Below are 20247 nucleotides of genomic sequence, written 5' to 3' on the forward strand. Positions count from 1 at the left end.
TAACTGCTGCTTTCCTTCATAATTTCTTAATGATACGCAAAAAGGCTTCCCGGATTTTCTTGCTGTCCGGGAAGCCTTTTTCTGTCGTTTTCTTTTATATCAAACTCTGTTTAAATTCTCGCTACGCCGCTCTTTCTTGCTGCCTCTGCAACGGCTGCTGCCACCGCATCTTTGACACGCGGATCAAAGGCTGCCGGGAGGATATAGTCTGCATTCAGTTCCTCGTCGCTTACCAGACCGGCAATTGCGTAAGCTGCTGCGACCTTCATTTCGTCGTTGATATCAGATGCTCTCACATCGAGCGCTCCGCGGAAGATGCCCGGGAAGCAGAGTACGTTGTTGACCTGGTTCGGGTAATCGCTTCTTCCTGTGCTGACAACGGCTGCTCCTGCTGCTTTCGCCTCGTCCGGGAAAATCTCCGGCGTCGGATTTGCGCAGGCAAAGATGATCGGATCTTTTGCCATCGTACGTACCATATCGGGAGTGAGCGTACCCGGCGCAGAAACGCCAATAAAAATATCGGCTCCTTTGATTACCTCTGCAAGCGTGCCCTTCTCATGGTTGTAGTTTGTGATCTTCGCCATCTCCTCTTTGATCGGGTTGAGGCCGTCGCGTCCCTCGTAAATCGCACCTTTGCGGTCTGTCATGATGACGTTTTTGAGACCCATCGAAATCAGCAGGCGGATAATGGCGATTCCGGCTGCACCGGCTCCTGAGGTAACAATTTTGACTTCATCCAGTTTCTTTCCAACCAGTTTCAGCGCATTGATGACACCGGCCAGTGTGATCACGGCTGTTCCATGCTGATCATCGTGGAAAATCGGAATATCACAGCATTCCTTTAATTTCTTCTCGATCTCAAAACATCTCGGTGCGGAGATGTCCTCCAGGTTGACACCGCCGAAGCTTCCTGCGAGAAGACGCACGGTATTGACAATATCATCCACATCCTTGCTGCGCACGCAGAGCGGGATTGCATCGACACCACCGAATTCTTTAAACAGCACGCATTTTCCTTCCATGACCGGCATGCCGGCCTCCGGGCCGATATCTCCAAGTCCGAGAACTGCGGTTCCATCTGTAACAACAGCTACCGTGTTCCATCTTCTGGTCAGCTCGTAGCTCTTGTTGACATCTTTCTGAATTTCCAGGCACGGCGCCGCCACACCCGGTGTATAGGCAAGACTCAAGGCATCTTTTGTATCTACGGCCGCCCGGGAAGTGACCTCAAGCTTTCCGCGTAATTCATAGTGCATTTTTAATGATTCTTTTGCGTAATCCATCGCTTTTTTCCTCCATTTCATGTGTGACTGCGTCTCATTAATAATAGGAAGAGAGATTCACGCGTCACACGGGATGTCTGTTCGCTGCACCCCTATTATAACAAGCGTTCTCTAAATTTCAACCGGTGTTTTGATTAATGAAAAAATTTCTACTTTTCCGCCAAAAACGGCTGCTTCATTTGCGAAATTTTATCAAAAATACTCTTTTTCTTTCTCTCAGCCGCAGTCCGATCCTGCCCGGAGGGCTTTTTTTGCTTTACAGTAAAATTCAACAAAGTTTTTTATAAAGCAAAAAATCTGCCCGCCTCCCATCCTTTTCAGACTGGAAAACAGACAGATTTTTTTCTTTACTCCGCCACAATATTCTGCAGCCAGACTCCTTTCTTGACAAGGACAAATCCAATCACGCACTTGATCAGGTCAACCGACATAACCATAAAGTAGATTGCGTAGATCGAAAGTCCGGTAAAACGGCTCAGGCAGAAAGCCACCGGCACACTGACAACCCAGATGAATACGCTGTCGAACAGGAACGTGATGATCGTTTTTCCACCGGAGCGCAGGGTAAAGTAGCTTGCATGCAGGAATGCATTGACCGGCATGAACATGGCCACTTCCACGATGAAGATTGCCGCCATGTGGCGTACTTCGTCCGTCGTGTTGTAGAGGCGTGGGAAGAGCGGAGCCACGAGCGCCATCAGCGCGCCGATCACAATACAGAGTAATACAGAAAACGTGATCAGCTTCGTATCGGTATCCTTTGCCTCTTCCATCCTTCCGGCTCCGAGGAGCTGTCCGACGATGATGGCAACGGAATCGCCGAGTGCGATGAAAACGACGTTGAACAGGTTCGAGATCGTGTTGGAGATATTCATCGCGGCTACGACATTCAGTCCACGCACGGAGTAACACTGCATCAGGATCGCAACGCCGCCGGCCCAGAACGTTTCGTTCAGCATCAGCGGTGTTCCTTTGATGAGGATCTGTTTCGTCAAAGCCGCCGGAACACGGATCGTGCGGTACAGATGCTTCGTAAAACGATATTTTTCTTTGTTTCCATGCGTGCGGATCAGCACAATCGCCATCTCCACGTAACGGGACAGCACCGTTGCGGCTGCCGCGCCGACAACGCCGAGCTGCGGTGCACCGAATTTTCCGTAGATTAAAATGTAGTTAAAAACCAGATTAACGAAGACAGCGGTAATACCGGCCTTCATCGGAAGCATTGTCTCGCCGCATTCGCGCAGCGTGCTGGCATAAAGCTGCACAAACAGGAACGGCGGGAGTCCTACCAGCATGACCTTCATATAAGAAATGCCATAGGCTAATGTCGCATTCATGTCCTGGCTTCCCTGATCGCCTGTCAGGTAGAGACGAATCAGAGGCTCGTGCGCACCAAGGAAAATAGTGATTGCCGCTGCCGTCAGGATCACGCCGATCCAGAGCTTGAAGCGGAAGGTGTTTCGCACACCCTCGTCGTTGCCCTGTCCGAAATACTGCGCAGTGAAGATTCCTGCGCCAGACACGCCTCCAAAGATACAGAGGTTATAGATAAAAAGAAGCTGATTGACGATCGCAACACCGGACATCTGCTCGGTGCCGACCTGTCCTACCATGATGTTGTCGAGAAGGCTGACAAAGTTGGTGATACCGTTCTGAATCATAATCGGCATCGCAACGCCAAGCACCATCAGGTAAAACCGTTTGTTCCCAATAAATTTTCTGTGTTTCTGCATGGTTTCCCCCTTTTCTTGCTGTATAAAATAAATGACATAAATCGGAGCCTTTCTGGATTTCTCCAGGCAGGCCCCGAACAGTAATGTTTATTATACACGATTCATGTTTAGAAAGAAAGATCCTTTTTATCTTTTTTCTGGCTTTTTTTGACATCTTAATTTCAGAGCATTAAACAGCCTCAACAATAAGATAAACATAACTCCCCATATTACCCATGCCGCAAAGCACCCAATTCCCTGATAGCGGATATCTACCATTATTCCAATAATAAAAGGAAGTGACATAAACATAATTACTGCCATTATAAAATCAAAAATAATGTATAACACTATGTTTACCTTCCCTATTAAGAATCTGCTGTTTGATATTCATCCTGTATTTTCTGATTTGCCGCCTGACCAATATTAAGCTTTTCAAACATTTCTTCTGTATCCAGACTTCTGCTGTAGTACGCAGTCATCATATCCGCTGTGATCGATTTTCCAAATCTTCTGGGGCGGCTGTTGCAGATAAACTTCGATGTTGTGTCAATCACACTGTTGGTGTATTCCAGCAATCCTGTTTTATCGATATATATTTTTGAGTTTAATACGTCCTGAAAAGCATTCACCTTTGAATTTAAAAAATCGTCCCACAGCATGCCGCAAATTTTTCCACCAGCGCCACTGCCACCTTCATCACCCCGGCCAGTACCATCACAAAGATTGGGTTCTTTTTGCCTTTCTGCAGCAGGATGAGGCTGATGATAAAGATCACGACAAGACTCCAGTTCGTCTGCGCCAGCCGGATCACGGTATCTCCTTCACTGCTCCAAAACGCCGTGACCAGAATTGAAATCCCTGCGGAACCGATCATCGCCACAACCGCCGGGCGGAGGGAGCGGAGGATGCCCTGGAGCATTGCCATTTCACGGTATTTTAAATAGAGTTTCGCAAGCAATGTGACAAGAATACACGACGGCAGAATACAGCCAAACGTTGCCGCAAGTGCGCCCGGAACACCAGCGATTTTAATTCCGACGAACGTAGCCGAATTGACTGCGATCGGCCCCGGCGTCATCTGGGAGATGGTAATCAGATCCGTAAACTCCGACATCGACAGCCAGCCGTGTCCCTGCACCACCTGCCCCTGAATCAACGGCATGGCGGCATAGCCTCCGCCGAAGCTGAACAGGCCGATCTGGAAAAAGCTTAAAAATAACTGAAGATAGATCATTTCGCACCCCTCCGTTTCGCCAGAATCGTCCGCACCGCACCGATGGCACCGCAGACCAGTACAATATAAATCACGTTGACCTTGAAAAAACAGGCTGCTGCAAACGCACAGACAAGAATCACCAGCGACAGTGGATCTTTTTCTTTCACAACCCCGGCTCCCATCTCATACGTCACGGATGCAATCACGGCTCCGACGCCTGCCTGCATTCCTTCGAGCATCTGGCTCACGAAAAAATTATCCCGGAACGCCTGATAGCAGACCGAAATCACAGAGATAATCAGAAACGGCGGAATAATCGTTCCAATAATCGAAACCAGCACACCAATCATCCCCGCCAGCTTATACCCGACGACAATCGCTCCGTTTACCGCAATCGGCCCCGGCGACGACTGTGCAATCGCTACCAGGTCCAGCATCTCATTTTCCTCAATCCAGTGGTACTCATCCACGAACTTTTTCTTCATCAGCGTCACAATCACATACCCGCCTCCGAACGTAAACGCGCTCAGATACAGCGTGGAAAGGAACAGCTTCTGCAGTACCTTACGTTTTGACTCCATTCTTTTCACCTCGTTTTTTCCGATCTGTCTCCCGTTGTTTTTATATAATGAAAAAATCCCGGTTTCCCGGGATCTTTCTTAAGTAAGCTGATGACGGGAATCGAACCCGTGACCTCCGCCTTACCAAGGCGACGCTCTACCGACTGAGCCACATCAGCATTCGCAAGTTGTTTTGTTTTTTTGTTAGCTCCTTGCTACATTTGGTATTCTATCAAAACTATAGTGAATTGTCAACAGTTTTTTCTACAAATTTGAAAATTTTTATTTGTTCACAGATTTTCCTGCACTTTTGACAATTCACCGTAATTTTTTCGGTCGTTTTTCCATCTCACGAACAGACCTCCCGCACTTTACTGCGGATTCTCTGCAGTGCATTGTCGATTGCCTTCGGCTGCTTTCCAAGTTTTTCTGCAATCTGCGTATAATCGTACCCTTTCAGATACAATTCCAGCACCTGGTACTCAAATTTGCTGAGCCGTTCTTTGATCCGCTCATGCATGCCGATTACGTTTTCCCGGCTGATCATGATCTCCTCCGGTGTCTCCTCGTCCACCAGGCGCAGCTCCTGCTCGGAAACCGGTTCACTTAACGAGACGAAGCTGTTCAGCGGCTGATGCTTCTGGCGCTGGGACGATGCCACTGCCGAATACATCTGACGGTCGATGCACAGGCCGGCGAAGGTGGCAAACGATGCCTCCTTCCCCGGTTTGTAGTCACGCACTGCCTTAAAAAGTCCGAGCATGCCCTCCTGGATCAGATCCTCGTGATCTCCGCCCACCAGGTACAGCGCCCTCGCCCTGGTCCGCACCAGCGATTTGTATTTGTCGATCAGATAATCGGTAATCTCGCGTTCTCCTGCCCGCAGACGCGCAATCAGCTCCTCATCCGTACAGGTATCGTAATCTTTCACCATCATATCTCTTGTATCCTTCATCTTTCTTCCGCCGGAGCGTAATGTGATTTTCCGCAATTTCTAGCAGCTTCTCTGTCTTACAATCTCATAAGCGAGCACGCCGGCTGCCACGGAAGCGTTCAGAGAGTCGATATCGCCTTTCATCGGAATTGTGGCTGTGAAGTCGCAGTTTTCTCTCACCAGACGGCTGACACCCTCTCCCTCATTTCCGATTACAAGGCCGATCGGTCCTTTGAGGTCGAGATCATACATTCTCTGTCCGTTCATGTCCGCGCAGACAAACCAGATGCCCTTTTCTTTCAGCATTTCCATGGTCTGCACCAGATTCGTCACCTTTGCCACCGGTGTGTAATTTAATGCACCTGCCGACGTTTTGGCAACGGTTGCTGTCAGGCCGACTGCGCGGTGCTTCGGCACGATGACACCATGTGCGCCTGCCAGGTTTGCGGTACGGATGATCGCACCGAGGTTATGCGGATCCTCAATGCCGTCCAGCAGAAGGATAAATGGCGGCTCTCCTTTCTCCTCTGCGCGCGCGAGGATGTCCTCAACGGTTGCATAACTGTAGGAAGCCACCTGTGCAATGACACCCTGATGCTTTCCGGTGGTGGACAGCTCGTCAAGACGTTCTTTTTCTACATAATTGATGATGGTATCGTGTTTTTTCGCCTCACGGATGATCGTGCGGATCGGGCCGTCCTGGCTGCTTGCAAGGACGAACAGCTTGTCCACGGTCTTGCCGGAGCGGAACGCCTCGATGACAGCGTTTCTTCCCTCTACCATGCCGCCTGTAAACTCCTCATCCGCCTGCTGTACTTCCTGTTTTCTGTCTCTGTCACGGTAATCTCGTTTCCCCTTAAAGTCACGTTTTTTTCCGTCTCTTCTCTCAAAGTTTCTCTTGTCGTTTCTGTTGTTTTCTCTCATATCATTCCTGTTCCGCGGTCCCAAAAGCAGTGGGAACTTTTGCTTTTTCAAAAGCCCCACTGCCCTGCCGCTTCTTTTTTATTTTCTGAATCTTATCTGCTCTCACACTTCGCCAAGTCCTGCCCGGATCAGGTCGATCATCCGCTTGTAATCCCCTTTCAGGTACAGATACCCCATCACGGCCTCAAACCCGGTTGCCCGGCGGTAGTCGATCGTGGACGCATTTTTTGCCTTGGTATAGGATTTCGCATTTCTGCCTCTTTTATAAATCTGTTTTTCCTCTTCGGTAAACAGCGGCTCCAGAATTTCAATCATCGCCGACTGTTTCTCCGCCTTTACAAGCCCTGCCGCATGGCGGTGCAGCTTGTTGACCTGCATATTTGCTTTCCGCACCAGAATCGTGCGGATGACGATCTCATACGCAGCATCCCCGATGTAGGCCAGCGTAAGCGGCGAATACATGCGGATGTCATGCTGTTCCAGTCCGAATACCTCCGAAAGATAATCCTTCTCCCCGAAAACCGCCTCTGGAAAAAGCTCCTCGTTTTCTGTCTCTTTGCCCACTTCCGTCACTTCTGTTCTGTCCTTTCTTTTTTCCTCATCTGACGCAGCTCGCCCTCCAGCTCGAGCACACGGTTCGTAAGCTCCGTATTCTCCTGCTGCAGTACTTTGATATCCTCGAAAATCGGGTCCGGCAGATGAATGTGATCCATGCTTTTTCTCGGAATCCGCACATCATTCTGCTTCACAATGTGCCCCGGCACGCCGACGACGGTACAGTTCGGCGGAACCTCCTCGATCACAACCGATCCGGCTCCGATTTTGGAGTTTTCCCCGATCGTAAACGATCCGATGATCTTCGCACCGGCGCTGACCATAACATTGTCCTTCAGCGTCGGATGACGTTTCCCGGTCTCCTTACCATTACCGCCAAGCGTCACGCCCTGATACAGCGTCACGTTGTCTCCGATAATGGCTGTTTCTCCGATAATCACACCAGAACCATGATCAATAAACAATCCCTTTCCGATCGTCGCACCCGGATGGATTTCGATACCGGTTTTTCTCGCTGCCCGCTGTGAAATCCACCTGGCCAGAAAGTAATGGCCTTTCAGATATAGCTTGTGCGCCCGTCTGTACTTCAGCATAACACGAAATGAAGGATACAGCAAGACTTCCATGGGAGAATGTATCGCCGGATCCCGCTCCTGAATCACCTGAAATTCCTCTTTAAAATACGCGAAAAAACTCATCTTTCCTCTCCTTGCCTCCTGCCAGGACTTTTTCAGATTTTTATTTCTTACCACCTTTTTTGCCCGAAGGGCAATATTCAAAAACGGAGCTGTTTCATCTCCGATAAAGACGAAATAGCTCCGTGGTTCCACTTTACTTTAAGGGCACACCTGCCCTCTTCTTTTCTTCTGCATAACGTGCAGGACCCGTGCCGGACTACCCACTTTTTCCGCTTCACCCGGCCAGCTTCCGGACGCACTTCAAAAACCCTCGTTTCAGGCAGCTTCCAGCCCCATTTGTCTGCCATTCTCTGTGAAACAATTCTGATTTTCTACTTTTTCCGTTCCAAGCCTTTTTCTGTTTCCGTTTGTTCTAGTTTATGCAAATTTTTCTCGTTTGTCAAGCAAATTTCCGCCGGATCCACTTGCTGATTTCGACCGCCGGAATGACAAGCAGTCCAAGGCCGATCGCCACATCATATTCCAACGCGCTGATCCGCTCAAAACCGAACGCACTCGACAGTACCGGGATGTAAATCACGGCGGATGTGAGGACAAATGAGAGTGCCATCGCGCCCCACAGATACTTGTTCTGATGCTTCATGTGGAAAATAGAACCTTTCCGTGATCTCATATTGAAGGAATGGAAAATTTCCACCATAGAGAGTGTCAGAAACGCCATCGACATGCCGTCCGGGCTGTTGACGATTTCCCAGCGGCCGGCTTCCAGATAGTGGCCGATGAAGTAGGACGCCAGCGTCAGCACCGTAATCACGATGCCCTGAAACGCAACATCAAAGCCGAGGCCGTCCGCAAAAATACCGTCATCCGCATTTCTCGGCGGGCGTTTCATGATGTCTGCCTCACCGTCCTCCATACCGAGCGCCAGCGCCGGGAAGCAGTCCGTAATCAGGTTGATCCAGAGCAGATGCACCGGATTTAAAATCGTAAAGCCCATCAGCGTCGCGCAGAAAATCGACAGCACCTCGGCAAGGTTCGATGCCAGAAGGAACTGAATTGCCTTGCGGATATTATCGTAGATTCGTCTTCCTTCCTCAACCGCTACGATGATCGTCGCAAAGTTGTCGTCCGCGAGCACCATATCTGCCACGTTTTTCGTCACATCCGTTCCCGTGATGCCCATTCCGATGCCGATATCCGCACGCTTGATCGACGGCGCATCGTTGACTCCGTCTCCTGTCATCGCGGTGATTCTGCCTTTCCGCTTCCACGCATCGACGATCCGCACTTTATGCTCCGGCTGGACGCGTGCGTAAACAGCATATTCCTCGATTCTCCGGTCAAGCTCCTCATCGCTTAACTGGTCAATCTCGGCTCCCGTTACCGCTTTCCAGCCCGCCTCCAGAATACCCAGCTCTTTTGCAATAGCAACCGCTGTGTCTTTGTGGTCACCCGTAATCATCACCGGACGGATGCCTGCCCCGCGGCATTCCCGGATCGCATCGACTACTTCCGGCCGCACCGGATCAATCATACCGCAAAGTCCTAAAAAGCAGAGATCCTGCTCCAGAAAGTCCGGCTCCTGGGAGGACGGCATCTGGTTCCACGCTCTTCCTGCTGCCGCTAGCACGCGGAGTGCCTGGTCTGCCATCGCCTTGTTCTGCGACAGGATTTCCTGCCGGAATGCTTCTGTCATCGGCTGTTTTCTGCCGTCACGCCAAACGGAGGTACACCGCTTCAGAATCTCATCCGGTGCGCCTTTTGTGCAGGAAAAATACGTTCCGTCGTTTGCGCGGTGGATCGTTGTCATGCGTTTCCGCATCGAATCAAACGGCGCTTCCCCGACACGCGGATACTGGACGGACAGGCTCTTCTTCGGGCATCCCTCTTTCTGCGCATCGTTGACCAACGCACATTCCGTCGGTTCTCCGACTGCCTCGCCGTTTTCGTCCGGCTCCGCATCGGAGCAGAGTGCCATAACGGATACGAGACGTTTTATATCGCTTCCCTCATGTTTTACCACGGTCATCTTATTCTGGGTCAGCGTTCCTGTCTTATCCGAGCAGATCACCTGCGTACAGCCGAGCGTCTCGACAGCCGTCAGTTTCCGGATCACCGCATTCCGCTTTGACATTTTGGTCACACCGATGGAAAGCACGATTGTGACAACTGCTGCAAGTCCTTCCGGAATTGCCGCTACGGCAAGGCTGACGGCTACCATAAAGGTATTTAAGATGTTCTGCGGCGTCACGCCCTCTTTTAAAATACCGACAATGAAAATCACGGCACAGATGGCGAGCACCATCACGCTTAAGATTTTGCTGAGCTGGTTCAGCCGCTTCTGCAACGGTGTGCTCTCATCCGCCGACTGCGTCAGAACATGGGCGATTTTTCCCATCTCGGTTTTCATACCCGTTCCGGTGATAACAGCGCGGCCGCGGCCATAGACAACGGTGCTTCCCATATAGACCATGTTTTTCCGGTCCCCGAGCGGAACCTCGCTGGCTGCGCCGGCGTTCAGAACATCCGCTGTTTTATTGACCGGGACAGATTCTCCGGTCAGCGCTGCTTCCTCGATTTTCATGCTGGCGCTCTCTAAAATACGGCCATCCGCCGGAACAGCATCGCCCGCTTCGAGAATTACAATATCACCGGGTACGAGCTCCTCGCTCTTTTTCACTTCCATTTTCCCGCCGCGCATCACCTTCGACGTGGCTGCCGCGATCTCCTGCAGAGCTTCAATCGCTTTCTCTGCCTTGCTCTCCTGCAGAACACCGAGCACCGCATTAATGATGACAACGGTGAGAATAATGACCACATCAGCGTACGATTCGCCTTCATACGCCGATGTGATGCCGGAAATCAGCGCTGCGGCGAGCAGGATCAGGATCATCGGGTCTTTCAGCTCTTCGAAAAACCGCTGCAGATTGCTCTTCTTTTTTCCCGCCGCCAGCCGGTTCGGTCCGTGTTCGGAAAGCCGCCGCGCAGCTTCCGCCTCGGAAAGTCCCTGCTCCGTTGTCTGTAACTCATCAAGAATCTTCGAACTTTTTTCCAGATACTCTTTCATTTCCATCCGTCCTTTCTTCTGAAAACGCTTTTTGCGTTCCTGTGATAAGTTCCCACTGGTACACCGGTCTCTTTCTATATAGAAAAAGACCTATCCGCACCATATTTGTTGATACAGATAAGTCTTGTCATTTCATACAAAGCCAGAAGAAATGCTTTTTCTTCGGTTGTTGGCCTTATAGCGTCACGTATGCCGCCGACTACTCCCTTATTCTTCTTCCAGTCTACCACATCTTCCGGCCTTGTGCAATCGCATTTCTCTTTTATTCTTCTGCGTTCTTTGCGCATCCTGGGCAGCCGCTGCATCCGCCTGCGATCCGGTCGTCCGGCATCAGGTCGAGTGCCTTGGAAATGCAGCAGATCGCCTGTGCGGAAATTCCCTCTTTCTTTCCGGTAAAGCCAAGTCCTTCCTCGGTCGTTGCCTTGATATTGACCTGATCCTCTTCGAGATGAAGCGCCTCCGCCACATTTTTCACCATCGTGTCGATGTATGGCAGGAGCTTCGGCTTCTGTGCAATAACGGTTGCATCGATATTTTCAATCAGATACATCCGCTCCTCGAGCATCTCACCCACTTTTTTCAGCAGTTCGATGCTGTCTGCGCCCTCATACGCCGGATCATTGTCCGGAAAATGGCGTCCGATGTCCCGCAGTGCTGCAGCGCCGAGAAGCGCATCCATAATGGCATGGACCAGCACATCTGCATCGGAATGTCCCAGAAGGCCATATTCATACGGGATTTCCACACCGCCCAGAATCAGTTTCCGGTTTTCCACCAGTTTATGCACATCGTAACCCATTCCTACTCGCATTGTTCGTTCCTCCGCTTCGTTACTTTCTAGTTAAATCCATACAGCTTCTGCGCTACCTTGTAAGCATAGACTGCAATTTTCTGTCCCGGTTTTGATTTGCTGCTCATAACAGTTCCGAAAATGCCGTGGCGGATGCGGAAGTAATCGGCTGCATCCTCCTGCTTCAGGTATCTCCACAGATCGTTCTTTTTCTCGAGATTTTCTTCCGTTCCGGAGCGCATCATCATCACGGAAGAAACCGTCATAATAATGGTCAGATAGCTGATCATATATTTCCGCAGGTACTTCGACAGCCCTTTCTGTTCACCAAGGTAATCGATCATCAGCTTGTTGACACGGATCTGCTGGTCAATTCTGCCGATCATGACTTTCTCGTTAACCGACTGGTCGGCTCTTCCAATAAAGTAGCGGTAGAAATTGACATCGAGATAATACATCGTTTTGACGTACGGAAGCGGAATAAACGCAACCAGATTATCCACATAGAAGGTGTGCTCCGGTAGCTTCATGCCGCACTCTCTTAAAAGAGAAGTCCGGTAAATCAGCGAATGCATCAGCAGATAATGTGTTTTGCCGAGAGCTTTCGCCTCATCCCATCCGAAAAAGCGGCCTTCCGGCAGCGATTTCGCATAGCGCATCACACGTTTTCTCTTGGCGCCCTCTTTTTCATACACATAGTTACTGATCAGAAGGTCGAGTGTTTTCGGTCCGCGTACGACTTCTGCCAGAACATTTAAAATCTTCTGGTATGCCTCTGGGTTTACCCAGTCATCACTGTCCACAACTTTAAAGTACAGACCCGTCGCATTTTCCACACCCGTGTTGACTGCTCCGCCGTGGCCCTTGTTTTCCTGATGAATCGCTTTTACAATCGTCGGATATTTTTCCTGATAGCGGTCTGCAATCTCTGTGGTTCCGTCCTTGGAACCATCGTCCACGATCAGAATTTCTACTTCTTCTCCGCCGACCAGCAGCGAATCGATACATTTCTCCATATATGCTTCTGAATTATAGCATGGTACTGCAATTGATAAAATCTTCATCTTTTTTTCTCCCTGCTCTTTTTTGCTCTTCTGCCGTTTCAGGCACGTTCCAGATCTGTATATTTTGCGTATTCCGCAAACGCAGACGGAATGGCATATCTTTCAGCCGCGGTTTTCGCATCCGCAAAAATCAATCCGGCTTTTTCTTCCCCTTCCTGCTCCACATCGTTTCCTGCAATTTTAATGGCGTATCCTGTGATATGCCACTCGACATGGGAAAAAATGTGCTTGTACGGCGGCAATGCCTGAATATGAAGCGGCGTCACGCCGAATTTTTCTGCCTCTTCAAGTGCTTCCTGTTCGGAGAGCACGCCATCGAAGTTCGGGAACTCGTAAAGTCCCGCCAGAAGTCCTTTTTTCGGCCGTTTCCGCACTGCTGTGTGCGCACCGTCCAGAAATAACAGAACGGTTCTGTCTTCGATTCTGCGCGGCTTTGCGCTCTTTTTAAACGGATATTCCGTCCAGGTCTGATGCCGTCCCGCCAGACACTGGTCAAAAAGCGGACAGACTTCACATTTTGGTGCTCCGTTCGGCAGACAGACCATTGCGCCGAGATCCATCATCGCCTGATTGAAGGCTCCCGGATCTTCTGCCGGCATGATTTCGGTCAATTCCGCTTCCACGCGGTTTTTCACGGACTGCTTTAAAATGTCCTCACCGTCCTCCCGGAGGCGTGCCATCACACGAAGCACATTTCCGTCCACCGCCGGCACCGGAATGCAAAACGCGATCGATGCAACGGCTCCCGCTGTGTAATTTCCAATTCCCGGAAGTCCTTTTAAGGCTTCGTAATCTGCCGGAAATACACCGTCATACACTTCCATAATTTTCTGTGCGGCCTTCTGCATATTCCGCACACGGTTATAGTAACCAAGGCCTTCCCAGAGCTTCAAAAGCTTTTCCTCGGGACAGACCGCAAGTGCTGCGACATTGGGCAGTTCACGCATAAACCGCTCATAAAACGGCTTGACCGCCTCCACCCTCGTCTGCTGGAGCATAATCTCGGAAACCCAGATTTCATACGGGTTCTTTTTTTCTCTCCACGGCAGCACTCTTTTATTTTCGCCATACCATTTCAATAATGGCTTTGTGATTGTGTCCTGCATAGTAATCTCCTGTTAATATATCATTCTTATTTTGCCACATTTTCCTCCAAAATGCAAAATAAACATTGCGCTCTCACGTGTTTTTGATTAAAATTAATAAATACTTTAAAAGAATAACCAAAACCCTTAAGATATGGAGGAAAAACTCTTGATCGACAGTATTATTTTTGATGTTGACGGCACCCTGTGGGACTCCACAGACGTTGTTGCCGACGCATGGAATCAGATTATGGAAAAAGAAACTGATATGACACCAAACCTCACCGGAGCCGTGTTAAAAGGCCTGTTCGGCCGCCTGCTCCCGGATATCGCCGCCGTCATTTTCCACGAATATCCAAAGGAGCGCCAGTTAGAACTGATCGAGGCATGCTGTGCCAAAGAGCATGAGGCACTTCTTGCGACACCGGCTCCTGTTTATCCGGGACTTGTCGATGCACTTTCTATTCTTTCCAGACATTACCCGCTTTATATCGTAAGCAACTGCCAGGCGGGCTATATCGAAGTTTTTCTGGAAGCCACAGGCCTCGGTCACTATTTCAAAGGCCATCTCTGTCCTGGCGATACCGGAAAGGCAAAGGCAGACAACATCCGTACAATCATCGAACAGAACCATCTGCAGCACGCGGTCTATGTCGGCGATACCGACGGCGACTACAAGGCGACACACGAGGCCGGAATCCCGTTTGTCCATGCCGCATACGGTTTTGGTCAGACCGAAAACCCGGACTACACCATCACTTCCCCGATGGATCTTGTCACACTGTTCGTACCGGAAAATTAATTTTTAACAGTTTCTTTCTCATAAAAAATACGCATTCCTGTTTTGATAACGGAATGCGTATTTTTTATGTTCTATTTCTTCTTTTCTCAGCTCTCGCCCTTGCCTGGGTAATCATCGTCACCCGTATGGTCTCCCTGATCCGGTGCGCTCGGCTCCTGGGTCGGTTCCGGTGTGGACGGGGTCTCGGTCGGTGCTACGGTCGGCTCCGGCGTAGACGGGATCTCGGTCGGTGCTGCGGTCGGTTCCGGCGTAGACGGGGTTGATGGAGTTGATGGGGTTGATGGAGTTGATGGGGTTGATGGAGTTGACGGCGTGTAATCATCGTACGTGTAGGATGGCGTTCTCGTCGGCGTTACTGTCGTGGTATTCGTCGTATCATCGACATTTTCGTCATCTGCTTCCGGTGCCTGTGTCACAGTAAGCGTGTCTTCACTTACCTCATAAGCTTCGGAATAATAAATGATAACCGGTGTTCCGTCATCGACATTGTCATATAATGCCTGTGCCACTGCAGTCGGAAGTGCAACAGATCCTGTCGTCGATCCTGCAGTCAGATACAGGTTTCCGCCGAAACTACTTCTCCAGGAAGCATCGTAGAAACCAATCTCTCCGTTGAACGGAATCCAGGAATCCACATCTCTTTCCCAGGAATAGCTGCCGTCTGCCTGAAGCTCTCCGTGCAGTTTTTTCTGGCTTTCTTTTGCTGCGGTTGTGTAGATACCCGGCTTCGTGTAGCTGCTCTGCTCCATCAGACCGGTTACACAGTCACCGTCGACAACCAGATTTCCATCTTTGTAGAGCCAGATATGCTGACGGCTGGCATCAACCTCAACATACGTCTTGCCGAATCCGTTGTTCTCTGTGGAAGCAGCAAACTCTCTCTGCGCATACTGCGGCTCTCTTGCATCTGCTGCGTGAGCATCTACTTCTTCTGCGATCTTTGCTATCTCCTGCTCCTGATCCACTTTCCATCCGTAGCCTTCCTGGCTGATGGTCACGCCGCCTTCGATACCGGTTGCCGGGAAGGTGTGATCCTTGCCATCGGTATCAATCGCTGCCGCAAGATTTGCCACATATTCTTTTACTCTTTCATTCCACTGGTTTTCATCTTTGGAATAATTTCCATCCGCATCGACTGCCAGCCAGTCTTTCATGGTATTTCCGTCAAGAACCTGTGTTGTTCCATCCGGCATACTGTATGTGATGCTTGCGCGTACCAGTTCATTTAACTGATCCTTCTGTGCATTCAGTGTTTCGTCATCTGCTGTTACCAAGGTTCCGTCGTAAACGCCTGCTTTTTCAAGATCCACTTCGGTATCCGCATTGATCAGCGCGTTTTCGATGCACTGTTTTGCAAGGGTAAGATCCATTCCCTCACCCATAACAGCATCCACAATCTCAAACTCATTGTTCTGGAAGGTAATGTAGGCGCTGGCCGGTGCATTCTCACCGTCTGCGGACTGGAATTCGTCAAATCCATCAATCACCGCATCCAGTTTTTCCTGACTGTACTGCATGGTGACCTGGGAATCTTTCTCTTTTCCGCCATTTCCCAGGAACCAGAGGAAACTGTTCTGTTTCTTTAACACGCTCTCCACGCTGCCGTCTCCGGCGTAGGTGTAGTCGATGTCTTTTCCGCTGACACTCTTCGTATCATTGTCTTTGAATTTTACATTTAAGGTATAGCTTGCAGCCTGCTCTTTGATTTTCGTTTCTGCCTCTTTGGCCGTCATATCCGAGCAGTCTACTCCGTTGATGGTTGTTCCGTTGAAAAAATAATTCTGGTAATGGAACATTTTGCTTCCATAGAAAAAGCCTCCCACAGCAATAACAGCAACGGCGGCAACGGCGATAACCGCACCGCCTTTTCCCTTTTTCTTCTGCGGTTTTGCGCCATGCGGAATGTACTCTTCGTCGTCATCCTCATAATCGTCGTAGTCATCATCCTCATCGTCTATTTCCGGCATTGGGATATGGCCTACCGTGTCGCTGACGAGGCGCTCCATTGCGGCTTCCACCTGATCACCAAGCACTTCTTTCTCCGAACCCTTGGTCTCTGTCTTCTCTTCTCCCAGCAGATCATCCTCATCTGCGAATGGATCGTTGATGATCAGATCATCATCCACCATCACTTCTTCCGGTTCCGATTCTGTTTTTGTCTCCGCCGGATCGTCATCAAAATCAACGAGACCTTCCAGTTTTTCGGTTGTCTGGCTTACACGTGAGACTTTCTTCGGTGTCTCAGCCGGCGTCTCTTCGATTTCTTCTTCCTCTTCTGTAAATTCCGGAATCTCGATGTCCTGCGTCACAGGCTCCACTTTGGTCTGCTTCATTTTCTGCTTCATTTTCTGCTTCGCTTCTTCGTCTTTTGCACGCTCAGTTGCCTCAAGGACACTTCGCAGATTACTTAAATTTGCAGTCTCATCCGGGATGTGATCTTCGCTTTTTGTTTCTTTGCTTTCAAATTCAATGGAGTCTTCGATGTCTGCCAGTTCTTCCTGGAATGTTTCACCGCTCTCCTTTTCCGCCAGGTCACGGTCAATCTCTTTTTGCAGGGCAGCCCAAAGTTTACCGTCCTTTAAATCATCATCTTCAAACTTCATATTTTTTGCTCCTCATAGTTCTGTGTCTGCACTTTACTTACTTCTCTTCTTTTTTCCTTGTTTCAACTCACAGTCGGTATTTTCACGGAGTCTGACATGTCGAAAATAGTTCGACTGTGACTTGCCTCATGTCTGTGGAGGATACCGATTTCTCTCCGCCCGCCACTGCCGTTATGTTTCTTTTAACAATTCATCCCACCACTTTAGAAGCGGGGGACTTCTTGTCTACTGATGTTAAAAATGCCCCTATAGATTTCTTCTTTCGTCCAAGGGCATATACACTGTTAAGTATATCATAAAATCCGACAAAAAAAAGCAAAAAATTTGGTTTTGGCAAATTTCTCACTTTTTTCGTAAATCACCTATGGAATTCGTAAAAAAATACCTTCTGCAGCGCTTCTCCGAGGAAAATTCCAAGGGCAATTGCGCCTGCCGCGGTCGCTGTCTCTAAAAGATACGTTCCAACCATGTTTTCCGGCCCCATAACGATCGAGTAGACGATGCGGTACATACCGGCTCCCGGCACCATCGGAAGAATGCCCGGGATCACGAAAAGGATCACCGGCGCTTTGAAATGACGCGCCATTGCCTGGGAAACCAGGGCGACGGCAACGGCGGCAAGAAAGTTCTTCATCAGAATGCCGTCGTTGAATACTTCCACGATCAGATAGACCGCCCAGCCGATCATACCGACACCGGCCGTGTAGCATTCCAGCTTTTTTGGTGCGTTCAACAGTCTTGAAAATCCCCAGATTGCAACCCAGGCTCCAAGGGATTTCAGGATGATTTCACCTGCTATTCTCATATTTTTGCTTTAACCTCATCTTTTTTCTGTATCGGTTTTCTCTACCGCACCAGTGGACGGAGCAGCAGCATGCCAAGTCCCACGCCGATTGCGATGGCCGCAGCGGTTACAAACGCCTCAAGCATCCGTGCCGCACCGGAAATGTAGTCGCCGTGCAGGGTATCATACACCGCATTCGTGATCGCCACACCCGGTACGAGGGGCATGATCGATGCAATGATAATGACGTTCAGATCCATGGTCCCCGGCAGGTAATGAACACAGAGAATCGATGTGACCGCCAGCAAAAATGACCCGATACAGTTCACAAGAAACGACTGCATCCCGGCTTTTTTTCCTCCGTAAACACCGATTCCTGATATAAAACCTGCAAGTGCAGATGCCATCACTTCGTAGAACCCGGCTCCGAACATGATTGCAAAGCCTGCGGTCGTCGCCATCATCGCGAGCAGATTTTTTTTAATTTCCGACTTAGCACGATAGATATCCCGCACCCGGTGGAACAGCGCATCCAGGTCGATATTTCCTTCGCAGAAATCGCGGGAAAGCTGATTGACCGCATGGATCCGGTTCAGATCCGTTGCACGGCTCTCTACGCTGCGCATAACAGTCATGGAATCCATCGCCGGGTCGTCGAGCGTTACCACAAAGCCGGTCGTCAGCGCCAGTACATCCGCAGTTTTCAGGCCGGACATGCGCAGCATCCGCAGCATGGTATCCTCCACCCGCCACGTCTCCGCCCCGCTTTCCAGCAGGATTTCTCCCGCCATGACCGCGGTGTCCAGCAGCAGTTTATAGTCCATAGTTTTTGTCCTCTCAAATGTAACTCATATTTCACACATGCCAAACGATTGTACCATGAAGCAGTGTTCACTTTCAAGTTAATTCTATGCAAATTCGGCGATATCCGGGCGTTGGGATGTTCCGATGTTCACCCGCGCCATTCACAAATCTTTTCAAAGTTTCTTCAAACTCCATTCACACTTTCCTCACATATGACAACTATACTAAACGTATCAAAACAAAGGGACAACAAATCATCTTCCTCTATCTTTCAACCGTTGTCCCAACCTAATATTCTTTCCAATTTATATAGATTTTTCTTTTTCATAATGCCGGTGTTTCTGCCAGAAGAAATACCGGCCCTCCTTTTTTTATCCCCCAAAAAGAAGTGCCGACATCCCGTCTATGTACTATTCTTCAAATTTTACAACCAATGTCTTGTCCCCGACCGTCTCGGACAGCATTCCGGTAATCAGTGTTTTCGCCTGTTCCTGTGCCATCGTTTCCAGGTCATCCATTTCTTTCGTCTGCTGCTCTACATCCTCCTTCGCACTCGCGATTGCATCCATCGCATCTTCCTTCCGCTCCCAGTTCAGAAGCGCTGCCTTCTCATCGTAATACTGGATGGAATCATTGTCGATGGAAATATCAAAAATCTCCACTGCCGGAAGTGTAACTGTTACTTCTGAATCCGTCACCTCCGTATTCGCCTTCGCGAGATTCACACCCGCACGTACCTCTGCACGGTATGTCATATTAAACGCCTTCTGCGTCAGAAACGGAATCGACCCGTCCGAGTAATGAATCAGCCCGTTATAAATCATCTTCGCCGACGTCAGCTCCCCCGCCGCCTCCAGCTTGCTGTCAATAAACGTCCCCGTAATCTCCGGCTCCCGGTCCCGCCGCAGCGACTGCGTCAGATAAACAACCATTCCAGCAAGGATTACTACGATCAGAAGATAAATGACAGCTTTTACCGTGCCGCGGCTTCCATTCTTTTCTCTGCTCACGTTACACCCACTCCCTTCTCATGTTTCATTTTTCATTATTTTTGAATATGTTCTGTGGCTCTATTGTACCTTATTTACACCATAAAAAACAGTCCTGCTTTACAAAAATATCTTAAAATTCTGTAAATCCTGTTCTGTTAGACTTTTCTTTTAAACAATACGAAAAAAGAGTGAAGATTTTGTATCTTCACTCTTTCCTAATACAGGGGATGAGAGAATCGAACTCCCACCAAAGGTTTTGGAGACCCCTATCATACCATTTGACCAATCCCCTACGCTAGATATACCTTCAAAACCGCATACACTTAACATCTATACATCATACCATACTTTCTTTCCGAACACAACCATTTTCTACAAAACTTTTGTTTTGCATTTCAGGTCAAGCCCTCGACCGATTAGTAACAGTC

At 49.4% G+C, this 20247-nt stretch carries 18 protein-coding genes, 2 tRNA genes and 1 other annotated feature; of the genes, 1 reads left to right on the forward strand and 19 read right to left on the reverse strand.

Annotated elements, in window-relative coordinates:
- Positions 1–110: 110 nt before the first annotated feature.
- The 14 genes from DW769_RS12195 to mutY form a co-directional block, all read right to left on the reverse strand.
- Positions 111–1283, reverse strand: a complete 1173-nt coding sequence (locus tag DW769_RS12195) for an NAD(P)-dependent malic enzyme (protein WP_055267479.1) — start codon at positions 1281–1283, stop codon at positions 111–113.
- Between the two features lie 347 nt (positions 1284–1630).
- A complete protein-coding gene (locus tag DW769_RS12200; protein ID WP_117804325.1) occupies positions 1631–3019 on the reverse strand; it encodes an MATE family efflux transporter in 1389 nt (462 codons plus the stop codon).
- Between the two features lie 347 nt (positions 3020–3366).
- The gene (locus tag DW769_RS12210) at positions 3367–3660 is read right to left on the reverse strand and encodes an AAA family ATPase (protein ID WP_117760565.1); all 294 of its coding nucleotides are present in this window, start codon (positions 3658–3660) and stop codon (positions 3367–3369) included.
- On the reverse strand, positions 3639–4235 hold the full coding sequence (locus DW769_RS12215; RefSeq protein WP_118666966.1) for a chromate transporter: 597 nt from the start codon (positions 4233–4235) through the stop codon (positions 3639–3641). Before DW769_RS12215 ends, DW769_RS12210 begins: the two co-directional genes overlap by 22 nt.
- Entirely contained in the window at positions 4232–4798 is a 567-nt protein-coding gene (locus DW769_RS12220) for a chromate transporter (RefSeq protein WP_117804329.1), read from the reverse strand. Before DW769_RS12220 ends, DW769_RS12215 begins: the two co-directional genes overlap by 4 nt.
- 85 nt (positions 4799–4883) lie before the next feature.
- Positions 4884–4956 (reverse strand) — tRNA-Thr (locus DW769_RS12225).
- A 170-nt stretch (positions 4957–5126) separates the two neighbouring features.
- Positions 5127–5732 (reverse strand): RNA polymerase sporulation sigma factor SigH, encoded by a 606-nt coding sequence (gene sigH / locus DW769_RS12230; protein ID WP_226906387.1) that lies wholly within the window; start codon positions 5730–5732, stop codon positions 5127–5129.
- A gap of 39 nt (positions 5733–5771) precedes the next feature.
- Entirely contained in the window at positions 5772–6494 is a 723-nt protein-coding gene (rlmB, locus tag DW769_RS12235) for a 23S rRNA (guanosine(2251)-2'-O)-methyltransferase RlmB (protein ID WP_055221331.1), read from the reverse strand.
- A 243-nt stretch (positions 6495–6737) separates the two neighbouring features.
- Positions 6738–7097 (reverse strand): Mini-ribonuclease 3, encoded by a 360-nt coding sequence (locus DW769_RS12240; protein ID WP_055221333.1) that lies wholly within the window; start codon positions 7095–7097, stop codon positions 6738–6740.
- A gap of 107 nt (positions 7098–7204) precedes the next feature.
- Positions 7205–7888, reverse strand: a complete 684-nt coding sequence (gene epsC / locus DW769_RS12245; protein WP_055227154.1) for a serine O-acetyltransferase EpsC — start codon at positions 7886–7888, stop codon at positions 7205–7207.
- Positions 7889–7990: 102 nt separating this feature from the next.
- Positions 7991–8225: a binding site (T-box leader), on the reverse strand.
- Positions 8226–8267: 42 nt separating this feature from the next.
- Entirely contained in the window at positions 8268–10895 is a 2628-nt protein-coding gene (locus DW769_RS12250; RefSeq protein WP_118750436.1) for a cation-translocating P-type ATPase, read from the reverse strand.
- Positions 10896–11157: 262 nt separating this feature from the next.
- Positions 11158–11706 carry a 2-C-methyl-D-erythritol 2,4-cyclodiphosphate synthase gene (ispF, locus tag DW769_RS12255; protein ID WP_022463066.1) on the reverse strand — a complete coding sequence of 183 codons (549 nt, stop codon included), beginning with the start codon at positions 11704–11706 and terminating at the stop codon, positions 11158–11160.
- Between the two features lie 26 nt (positions 11707–11732).
- Entirely contained in the window at positions 11733–12749 is a 1017-nt protein-coding gene (locus DW769_RS12260; protein ID WP_055227139.1) for a glycosyltransferase family 2 protein, read from the reverse strand.
- Positions 12750–12787: 38 nt separating this feature from the next.
- Complete coding sequence (gene mutY / locus DW769_RS12265) at positions 12788–13855, reverse strand: A/G-specific adenine glycosylase (protein WP_118659412.1); 1068 nt, start codon at positions 13853–13855, stop codon at positions 12788–12790.
- A 148-nt stretch (positions 13856–14003) separates the two neighbouring features.
- Here mutY and DW769_RS12270 point away from each other — a divergent pair, with 148 nt between their 5' ends.
- A complete protein-coding gene (locus DW769_RS12270) occupies positions 14004–14636 on the forward strand; it encodes an HAD family hydrolase (RefSeq protein ID WP_242991146.1) in 633 nt (210 codons plus the stop codon).
- An 86-nt stretch (positions 14637–14722) separates the two neighbouring features.
- Here the strand turns inward: DW769_RS12270 and DW769_RS12275 are convergent, their stop codons facing one another.
- The 5 genes from DW769_RS12275 to DW769_RS12295 all read right to left on the reverse strand — a co-directional run bounded on the left by DW769_RS12275 (position 14723) and on the right by DW769_RS12295 (position 20111).
- Entirely contained in the window at positions 14723–17239 is a 2517-nt protein-coding gene (locus DW769_RS12275; RefSeq protein WP_118750431.1) for a L,D-transpeptidase family protein, read from the reverse strand.
- Between the two features lie 358 nt (positions 17240–17597).
- Positions 17598–18044, reverse strand: a complete 447-nt coding sequence (locus tag DW769_RS12280; RefSeq protein WP_022463061.1) for a threonine/serine exporter family protein — start codon at positions 18042–18044, stop codon at positions 17598–17600.
- A gap of 41 nt (positions 18045–18085) precedes the next feature.
- On the reverse strand, positions 18086–18847 hold the full coding sequence (locus tag DW769_RS12285) for a threonine/serine exporter family protein (protein ID WP_118750432.1): 762 nt from the start codon (positions 18845–18847) through the stop codon (positions 18086–18088).
- A 390-nt stretch (positions 18848–19237) separates the two neighbouring features.
- The gene (locus tag DW769_RS12290) at positions 19238–19837 is read right to left on the reverse strand and encodes a DUF4230 domain-containing protein (protein WP_055268449.1); all 600 of its coding nucleotides are present in this window, start codon (positions 19835–19837) and stop codon (positions 19238–19240) included.
- Positions 19838–20040: 203 nt separating this feature from the next.
- Positions 20041–20111, reverse strand: a tRNA-Trp gene (locus DW769_RS12295).
- Between the last annotated feature and the right edge of the window lie 136 nt (positions 20112–20247).

It is taken from the genome of Blautia sp. AM29-29, assembly GCF_003480555.1.
GTDB classification, from domain to species: Bacteria; Bacillota; Clostridia; order Lachnospirales; family Lachnospiraceae; genus Fusicatenibacter; species Fusicatenibacter saccharivorans.